General features: G+C 40.7%; 9 protein-coding genes, 2 tRNA genes and 1 rRNA gene (1 of these 12 only partly in view). 9 read left to right on the plus strand and 3 right to left on the minus strand.

What is annotated here, in order from left to right:
* From I597_RS00290 to I597_RS00300, 3 genes are all read right to left on the minus strand, one after another.
* Positions 1-52, minus strand: a tRNA-Ala gene (locus I597_RS00290) (it extends 22 nt beyond the left edge of the window).
* Positions 53-185: 133 nt separating this feature from the next.
* Positions 186-259 (minus strand) — tRNA-Ile (locus I597_RS00295).
* Positions 260-469: 210 nt separating this feature from the next.
* A 16S ribosomal RNA gene (locus I597_RS00300) occupies positions 470-1,993 on the minus strand.
* Between the two features lie 745 nt (positions 1,994-2,738).
* Between I597_RS00300 and thrS the strand changes: the two genes are divergently transcribed.
* From thrS to I597_RS00345, 9 genes are all read left to right on the plus strand, one after another.
* Complete coding sequence (thrS, locus tag I597_RS00305) at positions 2,739-4,682, plus strand: threonine--tRNA ligase (protein WP_035325441.1); 1,944 nt, start codon at positions 2,739-2,741, stop codon at positions 4,680-4,682.
* A gap of 65 nt (positions 4,683-4,747) precedes the next feature.
* Positions 4,748-5,260, plus strand: coding sequence for a translation initiation factor IF-3 (gene infC, locus I597_RS00310; RefSeq protein ID WP_262485475.1), 513 nt, complete (start codon positions 4,748-4,750; stop codon positions 5,258-5,260).
* 118 nt (positions 5,261-5,378) lie between these two features.
* On the plus strand, positions 5,379-5,576 hold the full coding sequence (rpmI, locus tag I597_RS00315) for a 50S ribosomal protein L35 (protein WP_021778209.1): 198 nt from the start codon (positions 5,379-5,381) through the stop codon (positions 5,574-5,576).
* Positions 5,577-5,697: 121 nt separating this feature from the next.
* Positions 5,698-6,042, plus strand: a complete 345-nt coding sequence (gene rplT, locus I597_RS00320; RefSeq protein WP_021778208.1) for a 50S ribosomal protein L20 — start codon at positions 5,698-5,700, stop codon at positions 6,040-6,042.
* 244 nt (positions 6,043-6,286) lie between these two features.
* Positions 6,287-15,106: a T9SS type B sorting domain-containing protein gene (locus I597_RS00325; protein ID WP_064497397.1), complete on the plus strand. Its 8,820-nt coding sequence runs from the start codon at positions 6,287-6,289 to the stop codon at positions 15,104-15,106.
* A 482-nt stretch (positions 15,107-15,588) separates the two neighbouring features.
* A complete protein-coding gene (locus I597_RS00330; RefSeq protein ID WP_035325446.1) occupies positions 15,589-16,257 on the plus strand; it encodes a TetR/AcrR family transcriptional regulator in 669 nt (222 codons plus the stop codon).
* 27 nt (positions 16,258-16,284) lie between these two features.
* A complete protein-coding gene (locus I597_RS00335; protein WP_035325448.1) occupies positions 16,285-17,952 on the plus strand; it encodes a peptidase domain-containing ABC transporter in 1,668 nt (555 codons plus the stop codon).
* On the plus strand, positions 17,953-19,305 hold the full coding sequence (locus I597_RS00340) for an HlyD family secretion protein (RefSeq protein ID WP_035325450.1): 1,353 nt from the start codon (positions 17,953-17,955) through the stop codon (positions 19,303-19,305). It abuts the gene before it with no gap.
* Positions 19,305-20,711, plus strand: coding sequence for a TolC family protein (locus tag I597_RS00345; protein WP_035325452.1), 1,407 nt, complete (start codon positions 19,305-19,307; stop codon positions 20,709-20,711). The genes I597_RS00340 and I597_RS00345 overlap by 1 nt, the downstream gene beginning before the upstream one ends.
* Positions 20,712-20,775: the final 64 nt, after the last annotated feature.

Below are 20,775 nucleotides of genomic sequence, written 5' to 3' on the forward strand. Positions count from 1 at the left end.
GATGACCTCCTGCGTGCAAGGCAGGCGCTCTAGCCAGCTGAGCTAATCCCCCATTTCTATGAAATCAAGATGATGACATCAGATTTCGAATGACGAAGTAATGATTCTCAACTTCTAAAATTTCCTTCAAAATGTAATACGTATGAACGTCACGATTTATAAAGCTTTCGCGAAAGCATAAAAAGTAGTCTCAGGCAGACTCGAACTGCCGACCTCTACATTATCAGTGTAGCGCTCTAACCAGCTGAGCTATGAGACTGTCTTAATAGTCTATAGCAATTAAGTGTAATTGTTAGTAAAAACTAATTCTTACTTACTCAATTCCTACTTCCTTATTAATAATTAAATCGACAGCTATTGAAAACCAAAACCTATTACTAACCATTCGGCTGTAAGTCGTTTGCTGTTTATTAAAGATATAGCTACATACATAAAATACATAACGCACAATAACAGGGACAAGCTCTAGAAAGGAGGTGTTCCAGCCGCACCTTCCGGTACGGCTACCTTGTTACGACTTAGCCCCAGTTACCAGTTTTACCCTAGGCCGCTCCTTACGGTGACGGACTTCAGGTACCCCCAGCTTCCATGGCTTGACGGGCGGTGTGTACAAGGCCCGGGAACGTATTCACCGGATCATGGCTGATATCCGATTACTAGCGATTCCAGCTTCATGGAGTCGAGTTGCAGACTCCAATCCGAACTGAGATAGGGTTTATAGATTCGCTCCTGGTCGCCCAGTGGCTGCTCTCTGTCCCTACCATTGTAGCACGTGTGTGGCCCAGGACGTAAGGGCCGTGATGATTTGACGTCATCCCCACCTTCCTCACGGTTTGCACCGGCAGTCTGGCTAGAGTTCCCGACATTACTCGCTGGCAACTAACCACAGGGGTTGCGCTCGTTATAGGACTTAACCTGACACCTCACGGCACGAGCTGACGACAACCATGCAGCACCTTGTAATCTGTCCGAAGAAAACTCTATCTCTAAAGCTGTCAGACTACATTTAAGCCCTGGTAAGGTTCCTCGCGTATCATCGAATTAAACCACATGCTCCACCGCTTGTGCGGGCCCCCGTCAATTCCTTTGAGTTTCATTCTTGCGAACGTACTCCCCAGGTGGGATACTTATCACTTTCGCTTAGTCACTCAGCCCGAAGGCCAAACAACTAGTATCCATCGTTTACGGCGTAGACTACCAGGGTATCTAATCCTGTTCGCTACCTACGCTTTCGTCCATCAGCGTCAATATATTGTTAGTGATCTGCCTTCGCAATCGGTATTCTATGTAATCTCTAAGCATTTCACCGCTACACTACATATTCTAACCACTTCACAATAATTCAAGACATACAGTATCAATGGCAATTCTATGGTTAAGCCACAGACTTTCACCACTGACTTATATGCCCGCCTACGGACCCTTTAAACCCAATGATTCCGGATAACGCTTGCACCCTCCGTATTACCGCGGCTGCTGGCACGGAGTTAGCCGGTGCTTATTCTTATGGTACCGTCATCAATCTACACGTAGACCTTATTCTTCCCATATAAAAGTAGTTTACAACCCATAGGGCAGTCTTCCTACACGCGGCATGGCTGGATCAGAGTTGCCTCCATTGTCCAATATTCCTCACTGCTGCCTCCCGTAGGAGTCTGGTCCGTGTCTCAGTACCAGTGTGGGGGATCTCCCTCTCAGGACCCCTATCTATCGAAGTCTTGGTAAGCCGTTACCTTACCAACTAACTAATAGAACGCATAGTCATCTTATACCGCCGAAACTTTAATTATTTAATGATGCCAAAAAATAATACTATGGGGTATTAATCTTCGTTTCCAAAGGCTATCCCCCAGTATAAGGTAGATTCTATACGCGTTACGCACCCGTGCGCCGGTCGTCAGCAAATAGCAAGCTACTCCTGTTACCCCTCGACTTGCATGTGTTAAGCCTGCCGCTAGCGTTCATCCTGAGCCAGGATCAAACTCTTCATCGTGTGTTGTTAATAATATTAACTCCTCACAACTCGAAATATCCGGTCAATAATAAACTTCTAGTTTTCAAATTCTTTGTAATAATACCCGAAGATATTAATACGCGCTGTCAATTCAATAAGTCAATGAACTTTTCCTAATCCCTAAAAACTAGAAAATCAATGTTAATGCAAGAGGAATCGAACCCCTTTTTATCCTTCCAAAACATTCAAAAAAAATTACTTGAACTTCGCTAGATGTGTTACTGTCTCTCTAAGCGGGTGCAAATATACAACTGTTTTTAATACTGACAACTTTATTTTGAAAAAAAATTATTTTTTTCTGAAGCAATAAAAACAACAATTCTAAGAACAACTCCTACAAATAAACATCTATTTGTTAGCGGCTGCAAAACTACAACCTTTTTTGACTTTACAAACTATCTTTTGAAAATAATTTGAAATAAATTTTAAAGCCAATTAAACAAACATTTACAAGAACTACCGCTCACATTTAAACGGACGGCAAAGATACACAGAAGTTCAAGCCTGACAAGAAAAAATGTGAAATATTTCTAAAATCGCTCTCAAAAACCCAACTACAACAGCTATTGAAACCATAGAACGCTGATATACTATCAATTGAAATTAAAACACCTTTCGCGAAAGCGTAAAAAACTTTGTCCTATATATAATGTAAAACAGATTACCTAGTTATTGTAAACCTACATCGAACATCCTATCTTTGCTTCTTATAAATAATCGAACTATGATCAATATCACTTTGCCAGATGGCAATGTAAAACAGATGGACAAAGGAGCTACTCCTATGGATGTCGCAAAGAGCATCAGCGAGGGGCTGGCGCGCAACGTTATTTCTGCAAAATTTAATGGGGAGACCGTAGAGACCTCTACCCCACTTACAGAAGATGGATCGATTACCTTATTTACCTGGAATGATGATGAAGGGAAGACTGCCTTTAGACACTCTTCTTCTCACGTGCTTGCTCAAGCTATATTAAAGTTATACCCTGGGGCAAAACTTACTATAGGCCCAGCTATAGAAAATGGTTTTTATTATGATGTTGATCTAGGTGATCAAACTATTTCTGATAAAGACTTTAAGAAGATAGAAGATAAGATGCTCGAGATTGCTCGTGGAAAGCACGATTTTAAAATGCGATCTGTAACAAAGCAAGAAGCTCTTGATAAATATAAAGGTGAAGGAAATGAGTTTAAGGTAGAACTTATTGAAAATCTAGAAGATGGTACTATCACTTTTTGTGATCACGACGACTTTACAGATTTATGTCGCGGGGGACATATACCTAATACAGGTATCATAAAAGCCGTAAAGATTATGAGTGTTGCTGGTGCATACTGGCGTGGTGATGAAAACAAACCACAACTTACTCGTGTTTATGGAACTTCTTTCCCAAAACAAAAAGATCTTAAACAATACCTAGAACTTCTAGAAGAAGCAAAGAAGCGTGACCACAGAAAACTAGGAAAAGAACTAGAACTATTTACCTTCTCACAGCGCGTAGGTCAAGGTTTACCTTTATGGCTACCTAAGGGAGCTGCTTTACGTGAACGCTTAGAAAACTTCCTTAAGGCTGCACAAAAGAAACAGGGTTACGAGATGGTGGTATCACCACATATAGGACAAAAAGAATTATATGAAACATCTGGCCACTATGCAAAGTATGGAGCAGACAGTTTTCAACCTATACAAACACCTAACGAGGGTGAAGAGTTTTTACTTAAACCTATGAACTGCCCTCATCACTGTGAGATATACAACAGTCGCCCGTGGAGTTATAAAGAACTACCTAAGCGCTTTGCAGAGTTTGGAACCGTATATCGATATGAGCAGTCTGGAGAGCTACACGGTCTTACGCGTGTAAGAGGATTTACTCAAGATGATGCACACATCTTCTGTACACCAGACCAGCTGGATGAAGAGTTTATGAAAGTAATAGACTTGGTTCTTTATGTTTTTGGCTCACTAGGGTTTGAAGACTTTACAGCTCAAGTCTCTTTACGTGATCCAGAAAATCCAGATAAATATATAGGAGAAGACGAAAACTGGGTAAAAGCAGAAAATGCAATTCTTAACGCTGCAAAAGCAAAAGGGCTTAACTATGTTGTTGAAACTGGTGAGGCAGCATTTTATGGACCTAAGCTAGACTTTATGGTAAAAGATGCCTTAGGTCGCAGCTGGCAACTAGGAACTATACAGGTAGATTACAACTTGCCTGAGCGTTTTGAATTACAGTACAAAGGCAGTGACAATGAGACGCACAGGCCGGTAATGATACACCGTGCCCCTTTTGGCAGTATGGAGCGATTTGTTGCTATATTATTAGAACATACGGGTGGTAATTTCCCTCTCTGGCTTATGCCACAGCAAGCTACAATTCTGACATTGAGTGAGAAATATGAGAAATATGCTCAGAATGTATTAAATTTGCTAGAAAATCACGAAATTCGCGCCCTTATAGATAACCGAGGCGAGACTATGGGTAAGAAAATACGGGAAGCAGAGATGCAAAAACTTCCGTTTATGCTTATTATAGGAGAGCAAGAGGAAAAAGATGGCACAATATCTGTAAGAAGACACGGTGGTGAGGATTTAGGTAGTATGACTATTGACGCTTTCGCGAAAATTGTATCTACCGAGATTGCATCGACAATGAAAACATTTGATTAAGTTTAATTTAAAATAGAAAAGCCATAGCAATACGTAGAAAAAGATCGAGAGGTCCTGCAAGGATCATTAAGGAAGACCAACACAAAATCAACCAAAAGATACGTGCAAAAGAAGTACGTCTAGTGGGAGACAATGTGGAAGTAGGGATTTACCCTATCCAAAAAGCACAAGCACTAGCTAGCGAACTAGAGCTAGACCTTGTTGAAATATCACCTAACGCTGCTCCGCCAGTTTGTAAGATTATAGACTATAAAAAGTTTGTATACGAGCAAAAGAAACGCGAGAAGATAATGAAGGCAAAAGCCTCAAAAGTGATAATCAAGGAGATTCGTTTTGGTCCTAACACAGATGATCACGACTACGAGTTTAAAAAGAAACACGCAGAGAAGTTCCTTAAAGAAGGAGCAAAACTTAAAGCGTATGTTTTCTTTAAAGGTCGTTCTATCATCTATAAAGACAAAGGAGAAATACTACTTCTTAAACTAGCTCAAGAGCTAGAAGAGTTAGGAAAAGTAGAGCAACTCCCAAGACTTGAAGGAAAGCGTATGACAATGTTCATCGCACCAAAAAAGAAATAAATACAATACAGTCTCGAGTGTAACTCAAGATCTGTAGTTATTATAAAAACCCTCCTACTCAATGAGTAAGGAGGGTTTAGTAAGAAAATAAGTGAGATAATTTAAAAAATAGGAACAGATGCCTAAAATGAAAACAAAATCCAGTGCTAAGAAGCGTTTTAAGCTTACCGGAACTGGTAAAATCAAAAGAAAGCACGCTTTTAAGAGTCACATTTTGACAAAAAAATCTAAGAAGCGCAAGCTAGCTCTGACGCACGACGGTCTTGTACACGAAGCAGATGAGAATAATGTTAAATTGATGCTTAACCTTAAGTAATCACTTTAACCGGTTAAAACAAATTATTTTTAAACCCTGGAGTATGGCCGTCTCGCCGCTTATGAGTGAGATACACAAGAGCACACAGCGTGTGTCGCCTGCTACAAAAACACATTAAATTATGCCTAGATCAGTAAATTCAGTTGCTAAAAGAGCCCGAAGAAAAAAGGTGATGAAGCAAGCCAAAGGATACTTTGGAAGACGTAAAAACGTATGGACAGTTGCAAAAAATGCAGTAGACAAAGCAATGTCTTATGCATACAGAGACCGTCGTCAGAAGAAAAGAAATTTCCGTTCATTATGGATTACTCGTATTAATGCGGGTGCTCGTATGCACGGTATGTCTTATTCTCAGTTTATGGGAGGAGTTAAAGCAAATGGAATCGAGCTTAACCGTAAGGTACTTGCAGACCTTGCTATGAACCACCCAGAAGCGTTTGAAGCAATAATTAATAAAGTAAAGTAAGGCGCAAGCCTCATTTAATAATACATCTCACTTATATAAAATCCCGCTCTTTTGAGCGGGATTTTTGTTTTTAAACTCATTTACTTACGGTGTTTACCTCTGTAGTTTACAAGAGTGTTTACGCTTTCGCGAAAGCGGAATATAACACCTCACACCTCCAAAGGCAGACAATTACCTCCCCTCTAGTACCCTAATAGTCAAAATATCACTATTTTTAAGGCACACCTTATACCAACTAGAGGTTATGAAAATCCAAAACTACGCCCTACTAATAGTACTCACGCTATGTACACTTCCTGTATTTGCACAACTGAGTAGTACTCATTATTTACCGCCGTTACACGCGAGAGACGTGGGAGGACAAGATATTACATCTGCCTATGTATACTTATCTACACCTTATGACGACCCAGATACAAATGGGATAGACCCTATTACTGTAAACATTTCTCTTGGTAATGGAACCTTATTAGGAACTGTAACAATAGCTGCTGGATCACCCGCATCATTTAATGTAGATCAAAGCGCTCTTGTTGATATTACCGAATTGAATTCTCCTTTATCAAATAAGGGATTAATTATAGAAGCTCCTGAATTAATTTATACAAGTTTACGCGTACAGTCTTTAAGCTCGAATCATTCTGGCTATTTAACTGCAAAAGGTGATGATGCCTTAGGCACTAGGTTTAGAGTGGGTTTTTCCGAACTTAATAATACAATTGATAACCACAATTTTTTCTCTTCCTTTATGGCTGTTGAAGATAATACAATCATAACTGTATCAGATTATGAAACGGATGTAGTTTTCGAACCAAACATAACTGATGATGTGCTGACTATAACGCTCAATGCAGGTGAGTCTTATACATTATCTGGATACAGTGGTGCATCTACTCCTGGTAATGATGATGGCTTTATTGGCGCACTAATAACATCGCAAGATGACGCTCACCCTATCGTAGTTACGACTGGAAATATAAATGCCAATGACCCTTCTATAGGCCAAGGAGGATCGGATATATTAATCGATCAGATTGTACAAGAACGTCTTGTTGGTGAAGAGTATATGCTAGTCAGAGGTAATGGCAGTGATGTTTTGGAGAGAATATTAGTTATCGCAACGGAAGCAAATACGGATGTTTCTATTAATGGTAATTTTTTATTTACGTTAACTAATCCTGGTGATTTTGAATTTATAAGAGATAATGATTTGTTTCTTCCAAATATTCTCGGAGAACCTCATAGAAATATGTATTTAAGTACGGGAGGTGGTAAATCGGTTTATGTTTATCAACTTATTGGAGGAGACATTGGTACAGATGTAGCAAATGCTACACCAGGTATGGTATTTGTGCCACCCTTGAGTTGCTTTTTCCAAAATGAGGTTAATCTTATTCCTTCTGTAAATGAGATTTCCCCTGTTTTTAATGCTTACGAAGGTCGTATTTTTATTACATCTGCTGTAGGCGATCAAGTTATCGTAAATGGAACAATATTGCCTGCTATGTCTGCACTTGCTAATCCTGGAACACCAGATTGGGTAACTTACAATGTTATTAATCAAACGGGAGATATCACAGTTCTCTCAGAGGGTCCCATTGCCGTTGGCTTAGTAGGAGCAAATTTTGCCGCTGGTTTTGGCGGATATTACTCTGGATTTGCTGTAACACCAGAAGATACAGATACAGATATATGTACTGCTGCTGGCCCCATAAACCTTTTAGAACGGTTTGATGGTAATCCGCCCACAGGAGGAACTTGGACACCTCCTTTAGATAGTGGTACAGATATTTTTGACCCTACCACAGATCCCATATCTAATCCTTCACTTATATATAACTACGTCGCCGTGGGAGACTGCAACCCTATAGATGTTGATATCACAATAACCCTAGTTGACAACCCTTCTATTAATGTTATAGGTGATATTACTGCTTGTGAAACTTTTACACTCGCTGACCCTGCTACCCTTTCGGGAAATTTTCTCAACAACCCTCAATATTACACAGCTCTACAATCTGACCCTACTACTGCGCTTATAGACTGGACAACTCCCATCACCACAACAACCACTGTATTTGTTTATGATGAAAATCCCGCAGACCCAGATATGTGTCCAGATGAACTGAGCTTTACCGTAACTATTACAGATGAAGCAATAGCAAACACTGTTCCGCCAGTACGTATATGTGATGATAATACAAATGATGGTACTGCGATTTTCAACTTAGAAATGTTGACCGAAAGTATCATTTTAGGTACTCAAAGCGCTTCAAATTTTACAGTAAGCTGGCACGCTACAGAGCAACAAGCTATTGATAATATAATGCCTTTTGTTACTCCTACTGCTTATGAAACAACAAGCACAATCATTTACGCCAGAATAGAGGGTAACTCTAGTTCGATTTGTTTTGACACCACCGCTATTGACCTCATAGTAGACAGTCAACCCACAGCAAATGCAGTTCCTACACAAAACATTTGCGATGATAGCTCTGCAGATGGAGTAGAGAACTTTGACTTGACAACTCTTAACAGTATTATCCTAGGAACTCAAAGTGATACATTATATAATATAGACTTCTACCCCACTCCTACAGATGCTTCTTCAGAAACTAATCTAATTACAACTCCTACTAATTTTACTGTTACCGGCACAGAAACTATTACTGCCAGAATAGAAAATGTAAGTAACAATAACTGCGCAGATTTTACAGACATTACTTTAACTATTATACCGCAAGCTACAGCTACAGACCCTGGATCATACATAGTGTGCGATGACAGTGCAGATGGAGATAACACAAACCAGTTTACTACTTTTGACTTATCTACACTTGATGATGATATTCTGGATGGTCAAGATCCTGCAATTTTCACAGTTACATACCATGATAACCCAGAAGATGCTAATGCAAACAATGGTGCTCTACCCACCACATTTGTTAATACTGATGCAGAAGTACAACCTATCACGGCAAGAGTATCAAACACTCAAATCGATGCCTGCTTTGCCATTGTTACTTTTAATATAGTTGTAGCACCTTTACCAGTTATAAACTCTCCTGGATCATATATAGTGTGCGATGACAGTGCAGATGGAGATGACACAAATCAGTTTACTACCTTCGACTTATCTACACTAGACGATGATATTCTCAATGGTCAAGATCCTGCAATTTTCACAGTTACATATCACGATAATCCAGGAGATGCAAATGCAAACAATGATGCTCTACCCACCACATTTATTAATACTGATGCAGAAGTACAACCTATCACGGCAAGAGTATCAAACACTCAAAACGATGCCTGCTTTGCTATTGTTACTTTTAATATAGTTGTAGCACCTTTACCAGTTATAAATTCTCCTGTATCACTAAGTCAATGTGATATTGATCAAGATGGCTTTGCGTTCTTTAATCTAACTGAGGCGCAAGTTTTATTAAGTAGTGATTCTGAAAATGAGACATTTCTATATTATGACCTTAGTGGTGCTGCAATAGCTAATCCTACAGCGTACACAAACCAAATACAAAACAACGAATCCATAAGCGTTACCATTTCTACCATAAATGGATGTACACGTCAGGCTCAGATTGACCTTGAGGTAGATACTTCAGAGATTCCTGATACTTTTCAATTAGAATATTTTGAGTGTGATACAGATAGTGATGGTCAGTCATTATTTGATTTTTCTGATGCTACAGCACAAGTGCTAGCTTTATTTCCTGCTGGACAGATGCTTACTGTAAGCTATTACGAAACCCAGCAAGAAGCAGAAACAGAGACCAATCCTATTACGGCAACTATTGATGCCTATACAAATAACCTCACCTATACAGATACAAATGGACAGCAAGGTATTTGGGTACGTGTAGATGGCGATACTGCAAACGACTGTCGTGGTCTAGGGATACACGTATTGCTTAATGTGGAGGCTAACCCCACTTTTCTACCCAACATCTCTTCACTTGAAGAATGTTCACCTATCGCAAATGCTGCTCAATTTGATTTAACCCAGAACGATGCCGAGATTACGGGCGGTGATCCTAATATTCTAGTTACTTATTATGAAAATGTAGGGAATTACACGGCGATGAATGCCATTGCTAACCCTACTGCTTTTTCAAACAGTAGCAACCCTCAGACCATTTATTACAGTCTTGAGAATGCCACTACGGGCTGTACTACGTTTGATTTTGTCAACCTGGCAATGAACTTTGAGCTCATCGTAAACCAGAACCCTGTACTCACCACGCCTACCGAACTTCAAGTTTGTGATGATGATGGTGTGATAGATGGACTTACCACGGTAGACCTCTCTTCAAAAGATATTGAGATTACGGGTGGTTTTGATGCAAACCTTACCATCACCTACCACTTAGACCAGGCTGGGGCCGATGCTGGTGATGCAAGTATCCCAGACAAAACAATGTTTACAATGACCACCAACCCTCAGATTGTAGTGGCTCGTGTGACCGATAATACGACGGCTTGCTACTCAACAGTAAATCTTAGTGTGCGTAGCTTCCCAGTGCCGGTACCCGTAACCCCTGCAGATTATGAGGAGTGTGATGATGATAACGACGGTGTTTTTGACTTCTTCGTGCTCTCCTCTAGAGACGCCGAAATCACCGGTGGTGACCCAACCCTTACTGTAGCCTATTACCTCACCCAGGCAGATGCAGATAATGCACCGGTGGGTCAGGAGCTTGATAATATGATGTATATCAACAATGAGCCTTTTGAGCAAATTGTATATGCTCGCGTTTTTAACGATGCCGGTTGTTACAGCACTACACCGCTTACCCTGCGTGTGCTCAACACCCCGATGCCTAACCAAGATGCGCTTCCATACGCGCTGTGTGATGACGATACCGATGGGCTTCAAATATTTGATTTGAGTACGCAAGAAGCTAATATCTTAGGTGGTTTAGACCCTACAATGCATACGGTAGAGTGGTTTTCTTCTCTCGCTTCCGCGGAAGCTGGAGCTCCTGCCATTGCAACTCCTAACGCTTATACGAGCAATACCGCTACCGTATATGCCCTAGTAACCGACACTGCACAGATGACCACTACAATGACCTTCTGTAGTAATATTGCCCCTTTAGAACTTATTGTAAACCCATTACCAACCCCTACCCAACCTGCCGAATATGAGCTCTGTGATGATATAGAAAGTGGTAGTGATACCGATGAGTTTGCAAGCTTTGATTTACGTAGCCGTGATGATGAGATTACCGGTGGTAATGACGATTGGAGTGTGAGCTATCACCTCACCCAAGCAGATGCAGATGCCGGTACGCCCGTACTTACAGATATGTATCAGAATGTAGTAATGGCAAACCAAACCATCTTTGTACGTGTAGAAGATATTGTAACGGCTTGTTATGAGACCATCACCTTAACCTTAGTGGTAAATCCATTACCATCACCTACCACCATAGCACCGGTAGAGGAGTGTGATACAATGGCAAATGATGGCGACCCAGATAATGATGGGGATGCTATTTTTGATCTTACAGGTCAAGTAACGACAGACATTATTAATGGCGAGGCCTTTGTGGGACTTACCTTCCACGAGACAATTGCCGCTGCAGAGCTAGGTACACCAGCCATTGCAAACCCAGCAGCCTACCAGACGGTATCAAGAACTATTTATGTAAGAGCTACAGATACAGACCCTGCTACCAGCACTGAGTGTTACCGTATCGTAGAGTTAGAACTTATCGTGCAACCTGCACCGGTACTACCTACCACTATCCCAGACCTTACCGAGTGTGATGATGATGGGGACGGGCAAGCGCTGTTTGACCTTACACAAAACGATGCCGTGATCTACGGGACACAAACCCCAGCAGCTGTAACCCTTACGTATCACGAGACACTTGCCAGTGCAGAAGCAATGGTAGGCAGTGCGGCAGATATGCCTATTGCAGACCCTGTAAACTACCTTGCCAGTGCACCGGTAACCCAGCTGTGGGTACGTCTAGAAGACACCGCAACAGGTTGTACTGTAGTAGGTACTTTTAATCTAAACATCGCAATGATTCCTACCATCACCCCACCAGGACTTTTTGAAGCCTGTGATAGTGCGGGTGCCCTCGTAGGAACCGATGATGATGGGATTACTACTTTTGACCTTACCAGCCTTGATGCAGGTATTACCGGTGGAGATCCAGCCCTTACCGTGACCTACTATGAGTCGCAAGCAGACCTAGATGCAGGTATTGCAAATGCTATTGCCACACCAGCGGCATATATCAATGATGGTACTAGTCCGCAGACGCTTTTTATCTTAGTAAGTAGTAGTGATGCAGGAATGTGTGGTGCAGAGACTACGGTAGACCTACAGGTTAATCCGCTACCTGTTATTGGAGAACCTTTACCAGAAGCGATAGCTTGTGATGAAGATAATGATGGTTTTGGAGCCTTTGACTTGCAACAATATAATGATGACTTGTTAGCAACGCTTACAGATATCACCCTACGTTTTTATGAAACCCTAGATAATGCCACGGCAGACACGGGAGCAGGGCAGATAGATATTACCGTTCCTTATAACAACATCACAGGGATGACCTCACTGTATGTGGTAGCACAAGATACCAACCCTGCAACGGCAACGGCTTGTACTAAGATTTATGAGTTTGAGCTTGTGGTGTATCCTATCCCAGAGATTCCTGCAGCCCTTGAAACACTTACCGAGTGTGATAATGATAATAACCTGATGGAAATCATAGACCTTACTCAAAATGAGGTTGCCATCATAGGGACACAAGATGCAACCACGCTTGTCATTACCTATCACAATACCCTAGCAGATGCAGAAACGGGTAACAACCCAATTATTGATCCAGCCAACTATAACGCAACACAGATGACACCACTTGAGGTAATCTGGGTACGTTTACAAGTAAATGATGGTAGTCCAAATATCTGTGCTGCAGTGAGCTCTTTTGAAATCTCTGTAGAAAGCCCACCTACGGCAAACCCAGCAAATGATGATCTAGATCTAATGGTTTGTGATGATGATGCAGATACCTTTAATGTATTTGACCTTACGGTTAATGAGGCAAGTCTTACCGGTGGTGATCCATTACTATCTGTGACCTATTATGCAAGTCTTGCAGACCAGATGAGTGATACTCCTATTACAGACCCTACAGCTTATACAAACATTCAGAACCCACAGACGATACAGGCAGTAGTCTCTAGCGCAGCAGGATGTACCGACCAGACTACTTTTGACATTGAGGTGTTACCATTACCTACGCCTAACACAATGCCAGATGCCGTGGAGGTATGTGATGCCACGACAGATATTGATACTGATGGCGATGGGGTGATTGACGCTGGCTCTGGTTCAGATACCGATGGTTTTGAGAGCTTTGATCTTACGGGTGTGATTGCTCAGATAGGCGGAGGGGAGCCTGTAGATATCTTAGTGTATACGGATCTCGCTTTCGCGGAAGCGAACCCAGACGACCCAACGCTTGCAGTGGCAGATGTCACTAACTTTATCAATACCACATCTGGTAACCAAACGCTCTACGCACGTGTGGAACGTAATGTACCGGGCGATGATGACTTAGACAGCGACGGAAACTTATGTTATGTGATTGTGCCTTTTGAGGTGATTGTAAATCCGCTACCTGTATTGGCAGAAGCGGGACCTATTGATTATACCTTCTGTGAAGAATTTGATGGAGATGATACAATGGGAAGTGTTGATCTTACGACCCTGGCAGATGAGATAGGGATTCTTGCGGCGCCACAGGTAACGAGTGATTTTACGATAAGCTATCACCAGTTACTGGTGCAGGCAGAGGCAAACACGGCTGCACTAAGTTCGCCATACACGGTGGCAGATGGTGAGGAGCTGTTTGTGCGTATTGAAGATAACACCACGGGTTGTGTGAACTTTACAAGCATCATCTTTACGGTAGAGAGCCGTCCAGAGGTGTCTCCAGCAGATAATATGGTACAGTGTGCTGATGATCTTGGGATTAATGTTGCGCCTAACCAAGATGAGGCTACCTTTGACCTTACCCAGCAAAATGCGATGATTACCGGTGGGGTAGCTGGCACTTCTGTTACTTACTACACCAGCCTGGCAGATGCAGAGGCAATGATAAATGCGATAGACACGCCTAGTGCTTATGTGAATACAAGTAACCCACAGACTATTTATGCTAGAGCGGTTAATACAGCTAGTAACTGTGAGAGTACGATGGTGGTAGACTTTGAGATTTTTGTACAACCACTACCATATACAGACCTTAGCAATGAGGGCGGACAGATTTGTGTGGATGAGATTACGGGTGAAGCGCTTGATCCGTTTACGATAGATGGTACGGTAGAAGATCCTCAGATTGGGGTGACTTATAGCTATGCGTGGACACTAGATGGTGCATTGATATCACTAAATCCTGTGGTGACTGTAGATGCTGCAGGAACCTACCAGGTGCTGGTTACAGCTACGTATGTAGATGGTACGGAGTGTGATTACCTAGCAGAGGCGGTATATACGGCAGAGAGCGCGCCGGTGTTTGAGGCGATTGTACTAGAACCTTCTTTTAACAGTAGCGGATTATACACGGTAGAGGTGATCAACATCACGGGAGCAAATCCTAACTCTGAGTATGAGTTTGCTCTAGATGATGGCCCGTTCCAGAGTAGTACGACTTTTACAAATGTGACTCCAGGAACACATACCATTTTTGGAAGACTAGCAAGTGGTAACTGTTCGATCTCTGAGTTTGAGATAGGGATCATCGATTACCCACGTTTCTTTACACCTAATGCAGATGGTTTTCACGACACGTGGAATATCATAGGGCTAGGGGTAGATCCTAACCTGAATGCGAAGATTTTTATCTTTAATAGATACGGGAAGCTCTTAAAACAACTAAGCCCTACAAGCCCAGGATGGGACGGTACTTTTAATGGACAACCGATGCCGAGTAACGACTACTGGTTTAGAGTAGAGTTTACAGAGGTAGATGACTTAGGGACACAGAGAACGGTTAATGGGCACTTTACTTTAAAGCGATAGGTCTTAAGAACTCATAGTGCACTAACAAATTTTAAACATTCATTTGCAACAATTTAATTAAAGAAGAATTGTGGATAAAACCTCTGTGTAGAAATGAAACCATAGTATAATCTTGAAACTTTGGAAATGGAACTAAGTCAGAAGTAATTTGTTTAACTTTTACTTTATAGCATTCAAAACCAAAGAGATCCAATAGCTTTACTCTATAGCCCCGATTGCAATGAAAATCCCGCAACTGCCTGGCAAGGCCGGCGTGAGGAATTGCAATGTAAAGCGGGAAACTCCCTATTCAGATAGGCTCTAGCCATCGTGCTCCTTAGAATTATAAAAGTTTACACACGTAGAGACTTTCTTTACAATATAATTATATTTTACGTCTATAGGCTATATTACAACTGTTGCTACCTCAACAAAATGCATCACTTTCACAACAAATAGTTAAACTTTTAATTATAATAGTATTACTATCATATCTTTGTGATATGGAAAGATTACGCATACAAATCACAATAGATCCAGCCTTGTACACTCGTGATCCAGAGACCACAGACCTAGGTCGTAAGATCGTGAGTAAGAGTATTGAGATGATAGATGAGCTAGGTTTTGAAAAGTTTACTTTTAAGAAGCTTGGCCTTGCAATTAACTCTAATGAGAGCTCGATATACCGATATTTTGAAAGCAAACACACTCTTCTAGTATATCTTGTAAGCTGGTACTGGAGTTGGATTGAGTACAAAATTGTTTTTGCGACTACTAACGTAAGTGACCCTTCTGTAAAACTGCTATCTTGTATAGAACTCCTTACTAAAGATGTTATAGAAGACACGAGTATATCTTATGTAAACGAAGTAATCCTGCACCGCATAATAGTAGCGGAATCATCAAAAGCATACCACACTAAAGATATAGATAAAGAAAACTCAAAGGGATACTATAAAACTTATAAGCGAGTGGTACAGCGTGTGAGTGACTTTGTTACAGATATACACCCTTCGTATGAGTACCCCCATATGCTTATCTCTACGGTAATAGAGGGCGCACATCACCAACGCTACTTTTCAAAACATTTACCATCACTTACAAATGTATGTGAAGGAAAAAATAACATTACAGAATTTTATAAGGAATTAGTACTTAATGCTATTAAATAGTTGCATTATATAAAGACACATCTTATTATGAATAAAGAAATGACTCCTTGGAAACGTTTTCTAAATATGCTTAAACTCGATAGACGAGATATAAAGCAAATTTTATTTTATGCGATTTTTGCAGGTCTAGTAGCACTCACACTACCTCTGGGTATACAAGCGATTATAAACTTAATACAGGGTGCGCAAGTGAGTACCTCTTGGATTGTGCTTGTTGTACTCGTAACACTAGGTGTTGCCTTTCAAGGAATACTGCAACTTATGCAAATACGTATACTAGAGAATATACAGCAAAAGATTTTTACAAGATCATCTTTTGAATTTGCTTATCGTTTTCCTAAAATAAAAATGAGCGAATTACGTGATTTTTACCCTCCAGAGCTTGCAAATAGATTTTTTGATACTCTTACGGTACAAAAAGGATTATCAAAAATATTATTAGATTTTCCAGCGGCGATATTACAAATTGTTTTTGGTTTAATGCTGCTCTCCTTTTACCATCCATTTTTTATTATTTACGGTTTTTTACTTGTCATCTTAGTGTATCTCGTTTTTAAATTTACCGCATTAAGAGGGCTACAAACCAGTCTTACAGAATCTAAGGGTAAGTATAAAGTGGCACACTGGCTACAAGAAATAGCGAGATCACTTATAAGTTTTAAACTCTCGGGCCGCACCTCACTGGCTATGGAGCGCAATAACACACTTACCGAAAAATACCTTGAGGCTAGAGAGAGTCACTTTAGAATTCTGGTTATACAGTTTATACAAATGATAGGCTTTAAAGTGCTTGTCACTGCGGGACTCTTACTTATAGGTGGACTATTAGTTCTAAACCAGCAAATGAACATAGGTCAGTTTGTGGCTGCAGAGATTATAATCTTACTCGTAATAAGCTCTGTAGAAAAACTTATTACAGGGCTTGAGAGTTTTTATGATGTACTTACATCTTTAGAAAAAATAGGGCAAGTGGTAGATAAAGAGATAGATCCTCAGGTAGGTTTTGATCCTTTTGAAAATCATAAAGACACAGATATTCAAATAGATAATGTAACCTACGCAACCCCACAAACGGGTGATATACTCTCAAACATAAAACTCAAAATAGAGACAAAAGACAGGCTACTCATAGATGGGGTGTCTGGGTCTGGTAAAACTACTTTATTAAAACTTATCTCTGGGATTATAGAGCCTACCGCTGGTGCTATTTATATAAACGATCTATCTCTCAAGGGCCTTCGCCCTAATGCATATAGGTCTCAAATAGGGCAAGTACTCCCAGAACAAAATCCTTTTGAGGGCACGATACTAGAAAATATCACATTTGGCAATAAAGAGATTTCTCAAGAGCGACTTAACGAGGTTATAAAAATAGTAGGCCTGCAAGATTTTGTGAGACAGCAAACTAATGGTTTGCGTACAATGCTCTTTCCAGAAGGACAGCAAATCCCGCATACCATATCTAAGCGCATCTTGCTTGCAAGGGCAATAGTACACGAGCCTAGAGTGCTACTTATCAAAGATGCTCTTGAGCATTTTGAAAGTACAGAGGCACGCGCGATTATGGATTACCTCATCCACCCAGATAGACCTTGGGCACTCGCTGTCTCTAGTAATAATAAAGACTGGCAGACACTATGTACTCGATATATCAAACTCGAGAATGGAAAAATCATAACTCAAAAGAAAAACTAAATGCTTAATATATCTGAAAATCAACTTAACAAGAAGGTGGATATACGTGGGTATTCCGCTTTCGCGAAAGCGCAAAAAAAACAGCACTTTAAGTACTTTAATAGATTTCTCGTGGCCTTTGCCATTATAGGCGTGATTATCCTCTTTTTACCCTGGACTCAAAATGTTACAGGAAAAGGATTTGTAACCACTCTCACACCAGACCAAAGACCGCAAACCATACAGTCTCAAATACCGGGACGTATAGAACAATGGTTTGTACGCGAGGGAGATTATGTAAAGAAGGGCGACACTATACTGCGCATTTCTGAAATAAAAAATGAATATCAAGATCCTCTTCTTGCCGAAAGAACTAGACAGCAGCGTGATGCAAAAAGTAATGCCGTAGGCTCTTATAAATCTAAAGTACAAGCGCTAGTAAATCAGCTAGGGGCTTTACAGCGTGAGCGCAGTTTAAAACTACAACAGGCAGAAAATAAACTTAAACAAGCACGCTACAAGGTGCAAAGTGATAGTATAGACCTAGTAGCTGCAAGAACAAATAGAGATATTGCTCAAACACAGTACGACCGTACCGCAACATTACAATCTGAAGGTTTAAAAAGTACAGCAGAGGTAGAAGATAAGCGCCTTAAATTACAAGAGACAGAGGCAAAACTTATCTCTCAAGAAAATAAGTTACTAGCGAGTCAAAATGAGGTGCTTAATGCAACCCTAGAAATTTCTAGAACACAAGCTACCTATGCCGAAAAAATAAGTAAAGCTCAGAGTGATAAATTTACAGCCTCCTCTGCGCAGTATGACACAGAAGCACAGGTAAGCAAACTAGACAATGCATCTACTAATTATGAGATACGTAGCACATTACAATATGTAGTTGCTCCTCAAAATGGATATATAAACAAGGCCATAAAAGCAGGTATAGGAGAAACTTTTAAAGAAGGAGAGCAACTGGTAGGCATTATGCCATCCGACTATGACCTAGCTGTAGAGACTTTTGTAAGACCTATAGACTTACCACTCATACATACCGGTGAGAGTATACGTGTACAATTTGACGGATGGCCGGCTATCGTATTTAGTGGGTGGCCAGATGCTTCTTTCGGGACCTATGGAGGTACCGTGGTGGCTGTCGAAACTTTTATAAGTAGTAACGGAAAATTTAGAGTTCTTATCGCTCCAGATCCAGAGGCCGAAAGCTGGCCAAAAAACGTTCGTGTAGGCTCCGGCGCACAAACTATTGCTTTACTCAATGATGTACCTATCTGGTATGAACTATGGAGGCAGCTCAATGGTTTCCCTGCAGACTATTATTTACCAGATGGAAAAGAACCTGTAAAAGATAAAAAGTAATGAGATTAAACACTTTCATTATATTAACAAGCTTGTTAAGTCTGTTTACTACTGTGAGTCACGCTCAAGAGAATGTCTCAACCCTAGAAAACACTTTTACTTTTGAAGAGTTTATAGGCTATGTCAAGCAGCACCACCCACTTATTAAACAGGCAGAGCTTGTACTTACTACTGGCGAGGCAAACTTACTTAAAGCTCGAGGGGGATTTGACCCCAAAATTGAGGTAGACTACGACCGCAAGAAGTTTAAAGGGACTGAGTACTACGACCAGCTCAATGCTACTTTTAAAATTCCTACGTGGTACGGGATAGAGCTTAAAGGAAATTTTGAAGAAAATACTGGAGAGTTTCTCAATCCTAACCTTACCGTACCAGAAGATGGACTGTACAGTGCTGGTGTATCTTTTTCTCTTGCACAAGGTCTTCTCATTAATGATCGTATGGCCACACTCAAAAAGGCTCGCTTTTTTGAACAACAAACACAGGCAGATAGGGACTTGCTGGTCAATAATCTCATATTTGAAGGAAGTCTGGCCTATTTTGACTGGCTAGAGGCAGAAAATGAAAAACGTATCTACACCACCTTTTTAAAAAATGCAACGACTAGACGTAAAGCAGTAGAGCGCAGTGTAGAAGAGGGTGATAAGGCCGCTATAGATATTACCGAAGCTCGTATTACAGAGCAAAACAGACGACTCAATCTCGAAGCCGCAACACTCAAAGCGCAAAAAGCTCGCCTTGTGGTGAGTAACTTTTTATGGCTAGACGGTATCCCATTAGAAATAAATGAGACAGTAAACCCAGTGTTTCCAGACCTTACGGTACTTGATGCCTCACTCCTACTAGCTGGTATCACAGACGTCTCAGTTTTTATGGCAAACCACCCTAAATTGAGAAGTCTAGACGCAAAAATCAATAGTTTAGAAGTAGATAGATTTCTTAAGAAAAATAAGCTTTTACCTAAGGTAAACTTGCAATACAACTTCTTAACTCCAGATGGAGACCAACTCAATAGTCTCAATACGGCAAACTATAAGGCCTTTGTAGATGTAAGCTTCCCTATATTTTTACGTAAAGAACGTGGAGACCTTAGGCTTGCAAAAATAAAGGTACAAGATGCAGAGTATGAGCGTAGCGCAAGCACCCTTTCTATACAAAACAAACTAGAAGCCACACAGGCAGAAATCACATCTCTGGCTACCCAAAATACACTTATTGCAAATATCGTAACAGATTATGAAGCACTTGTAAAGGCCGAAGAACGTAAATTCTTTTTAGGAGGTAGCTCACTCTTTCTTATCAACTCACGCGAGCAAAAGCTTATAGATTCAAGACTCAAGTCTAACGCACTACTGGTAAAACAACTCACTGCTAAGGCCAAGTTATACAACGCTGCAGGATTATAATTTTTTACGCTTTCGCGAAAGCGTAATCACCCTCAACACAAATATCTTATTACACATAACATTG

This window comes from Dokdonia donghaensis DSW-1 (assembly GCF_001653755.1).
Classification (GTDB): domain Bacteria; phylum Bacteroidota; class Bacteroidia; order Flavobacteriales; family Flavobacteriaceae; genus Dokdonia; species Dokdonia donghaensis.

Excerpts from the sequence above, each read along its gene's own strand:
- I597_RS00345 (WP_035325452.1), top strand. The coding sequence starts at position 19,305 with ATGAGATTAAACACTTTCATTATATTAACAAGCTTGTTAAGTCTGTTT.
- I597_RS00325 (WP_064497397.1), top strand. The coding sequence starts at position 6,287 with ATGAAAATCCAAAACTACGCCCTACTAATAGTACTCACGCTATGTACA.
- rpmI (WP_021778209.1), top strand. The coding sequence starts at position 5,379 with ATGCCTAAAATGAAAACAAAATCCAGTGCTAAGAAGCGTTTTAAGCTT.
- I597_RS00330 (WP_035325446.1), top strand. The coding sequence starts at position 15,589 with ATGGAAAGATTACGCATACAAATCACAATAGATCCAGCCTTGTACACT.
- I597_RS00340 (WP_035325450.1), top strand. The coding sequence starts at position 17,953 with ATGCTTAATATATCTGAAAATCAACTTAACAAGAAGGTGGATATACGT.
- I597_RS00335 (WP_035325448.1), top strand. The coding sequence starts at position 16,285 with ATGAATAAAGAAATGACTCCTTGGAAACGTTTTCTAAATATGCTTAAA.
- thrS (WP_035325441.1), top strand. The coding sequence starts at position 2,739 with ATGATCAATATCACTTTGCCAGATGGCAATGTAAAACAGATGGACAAA.
- rplT (WP_021778208.1), top strand. The coding sequence starts at position 5,698 with ATGCCTAGATCAGTAAATTCAGTTGCTAAAAGAGCCCGAAGAAAAAAG.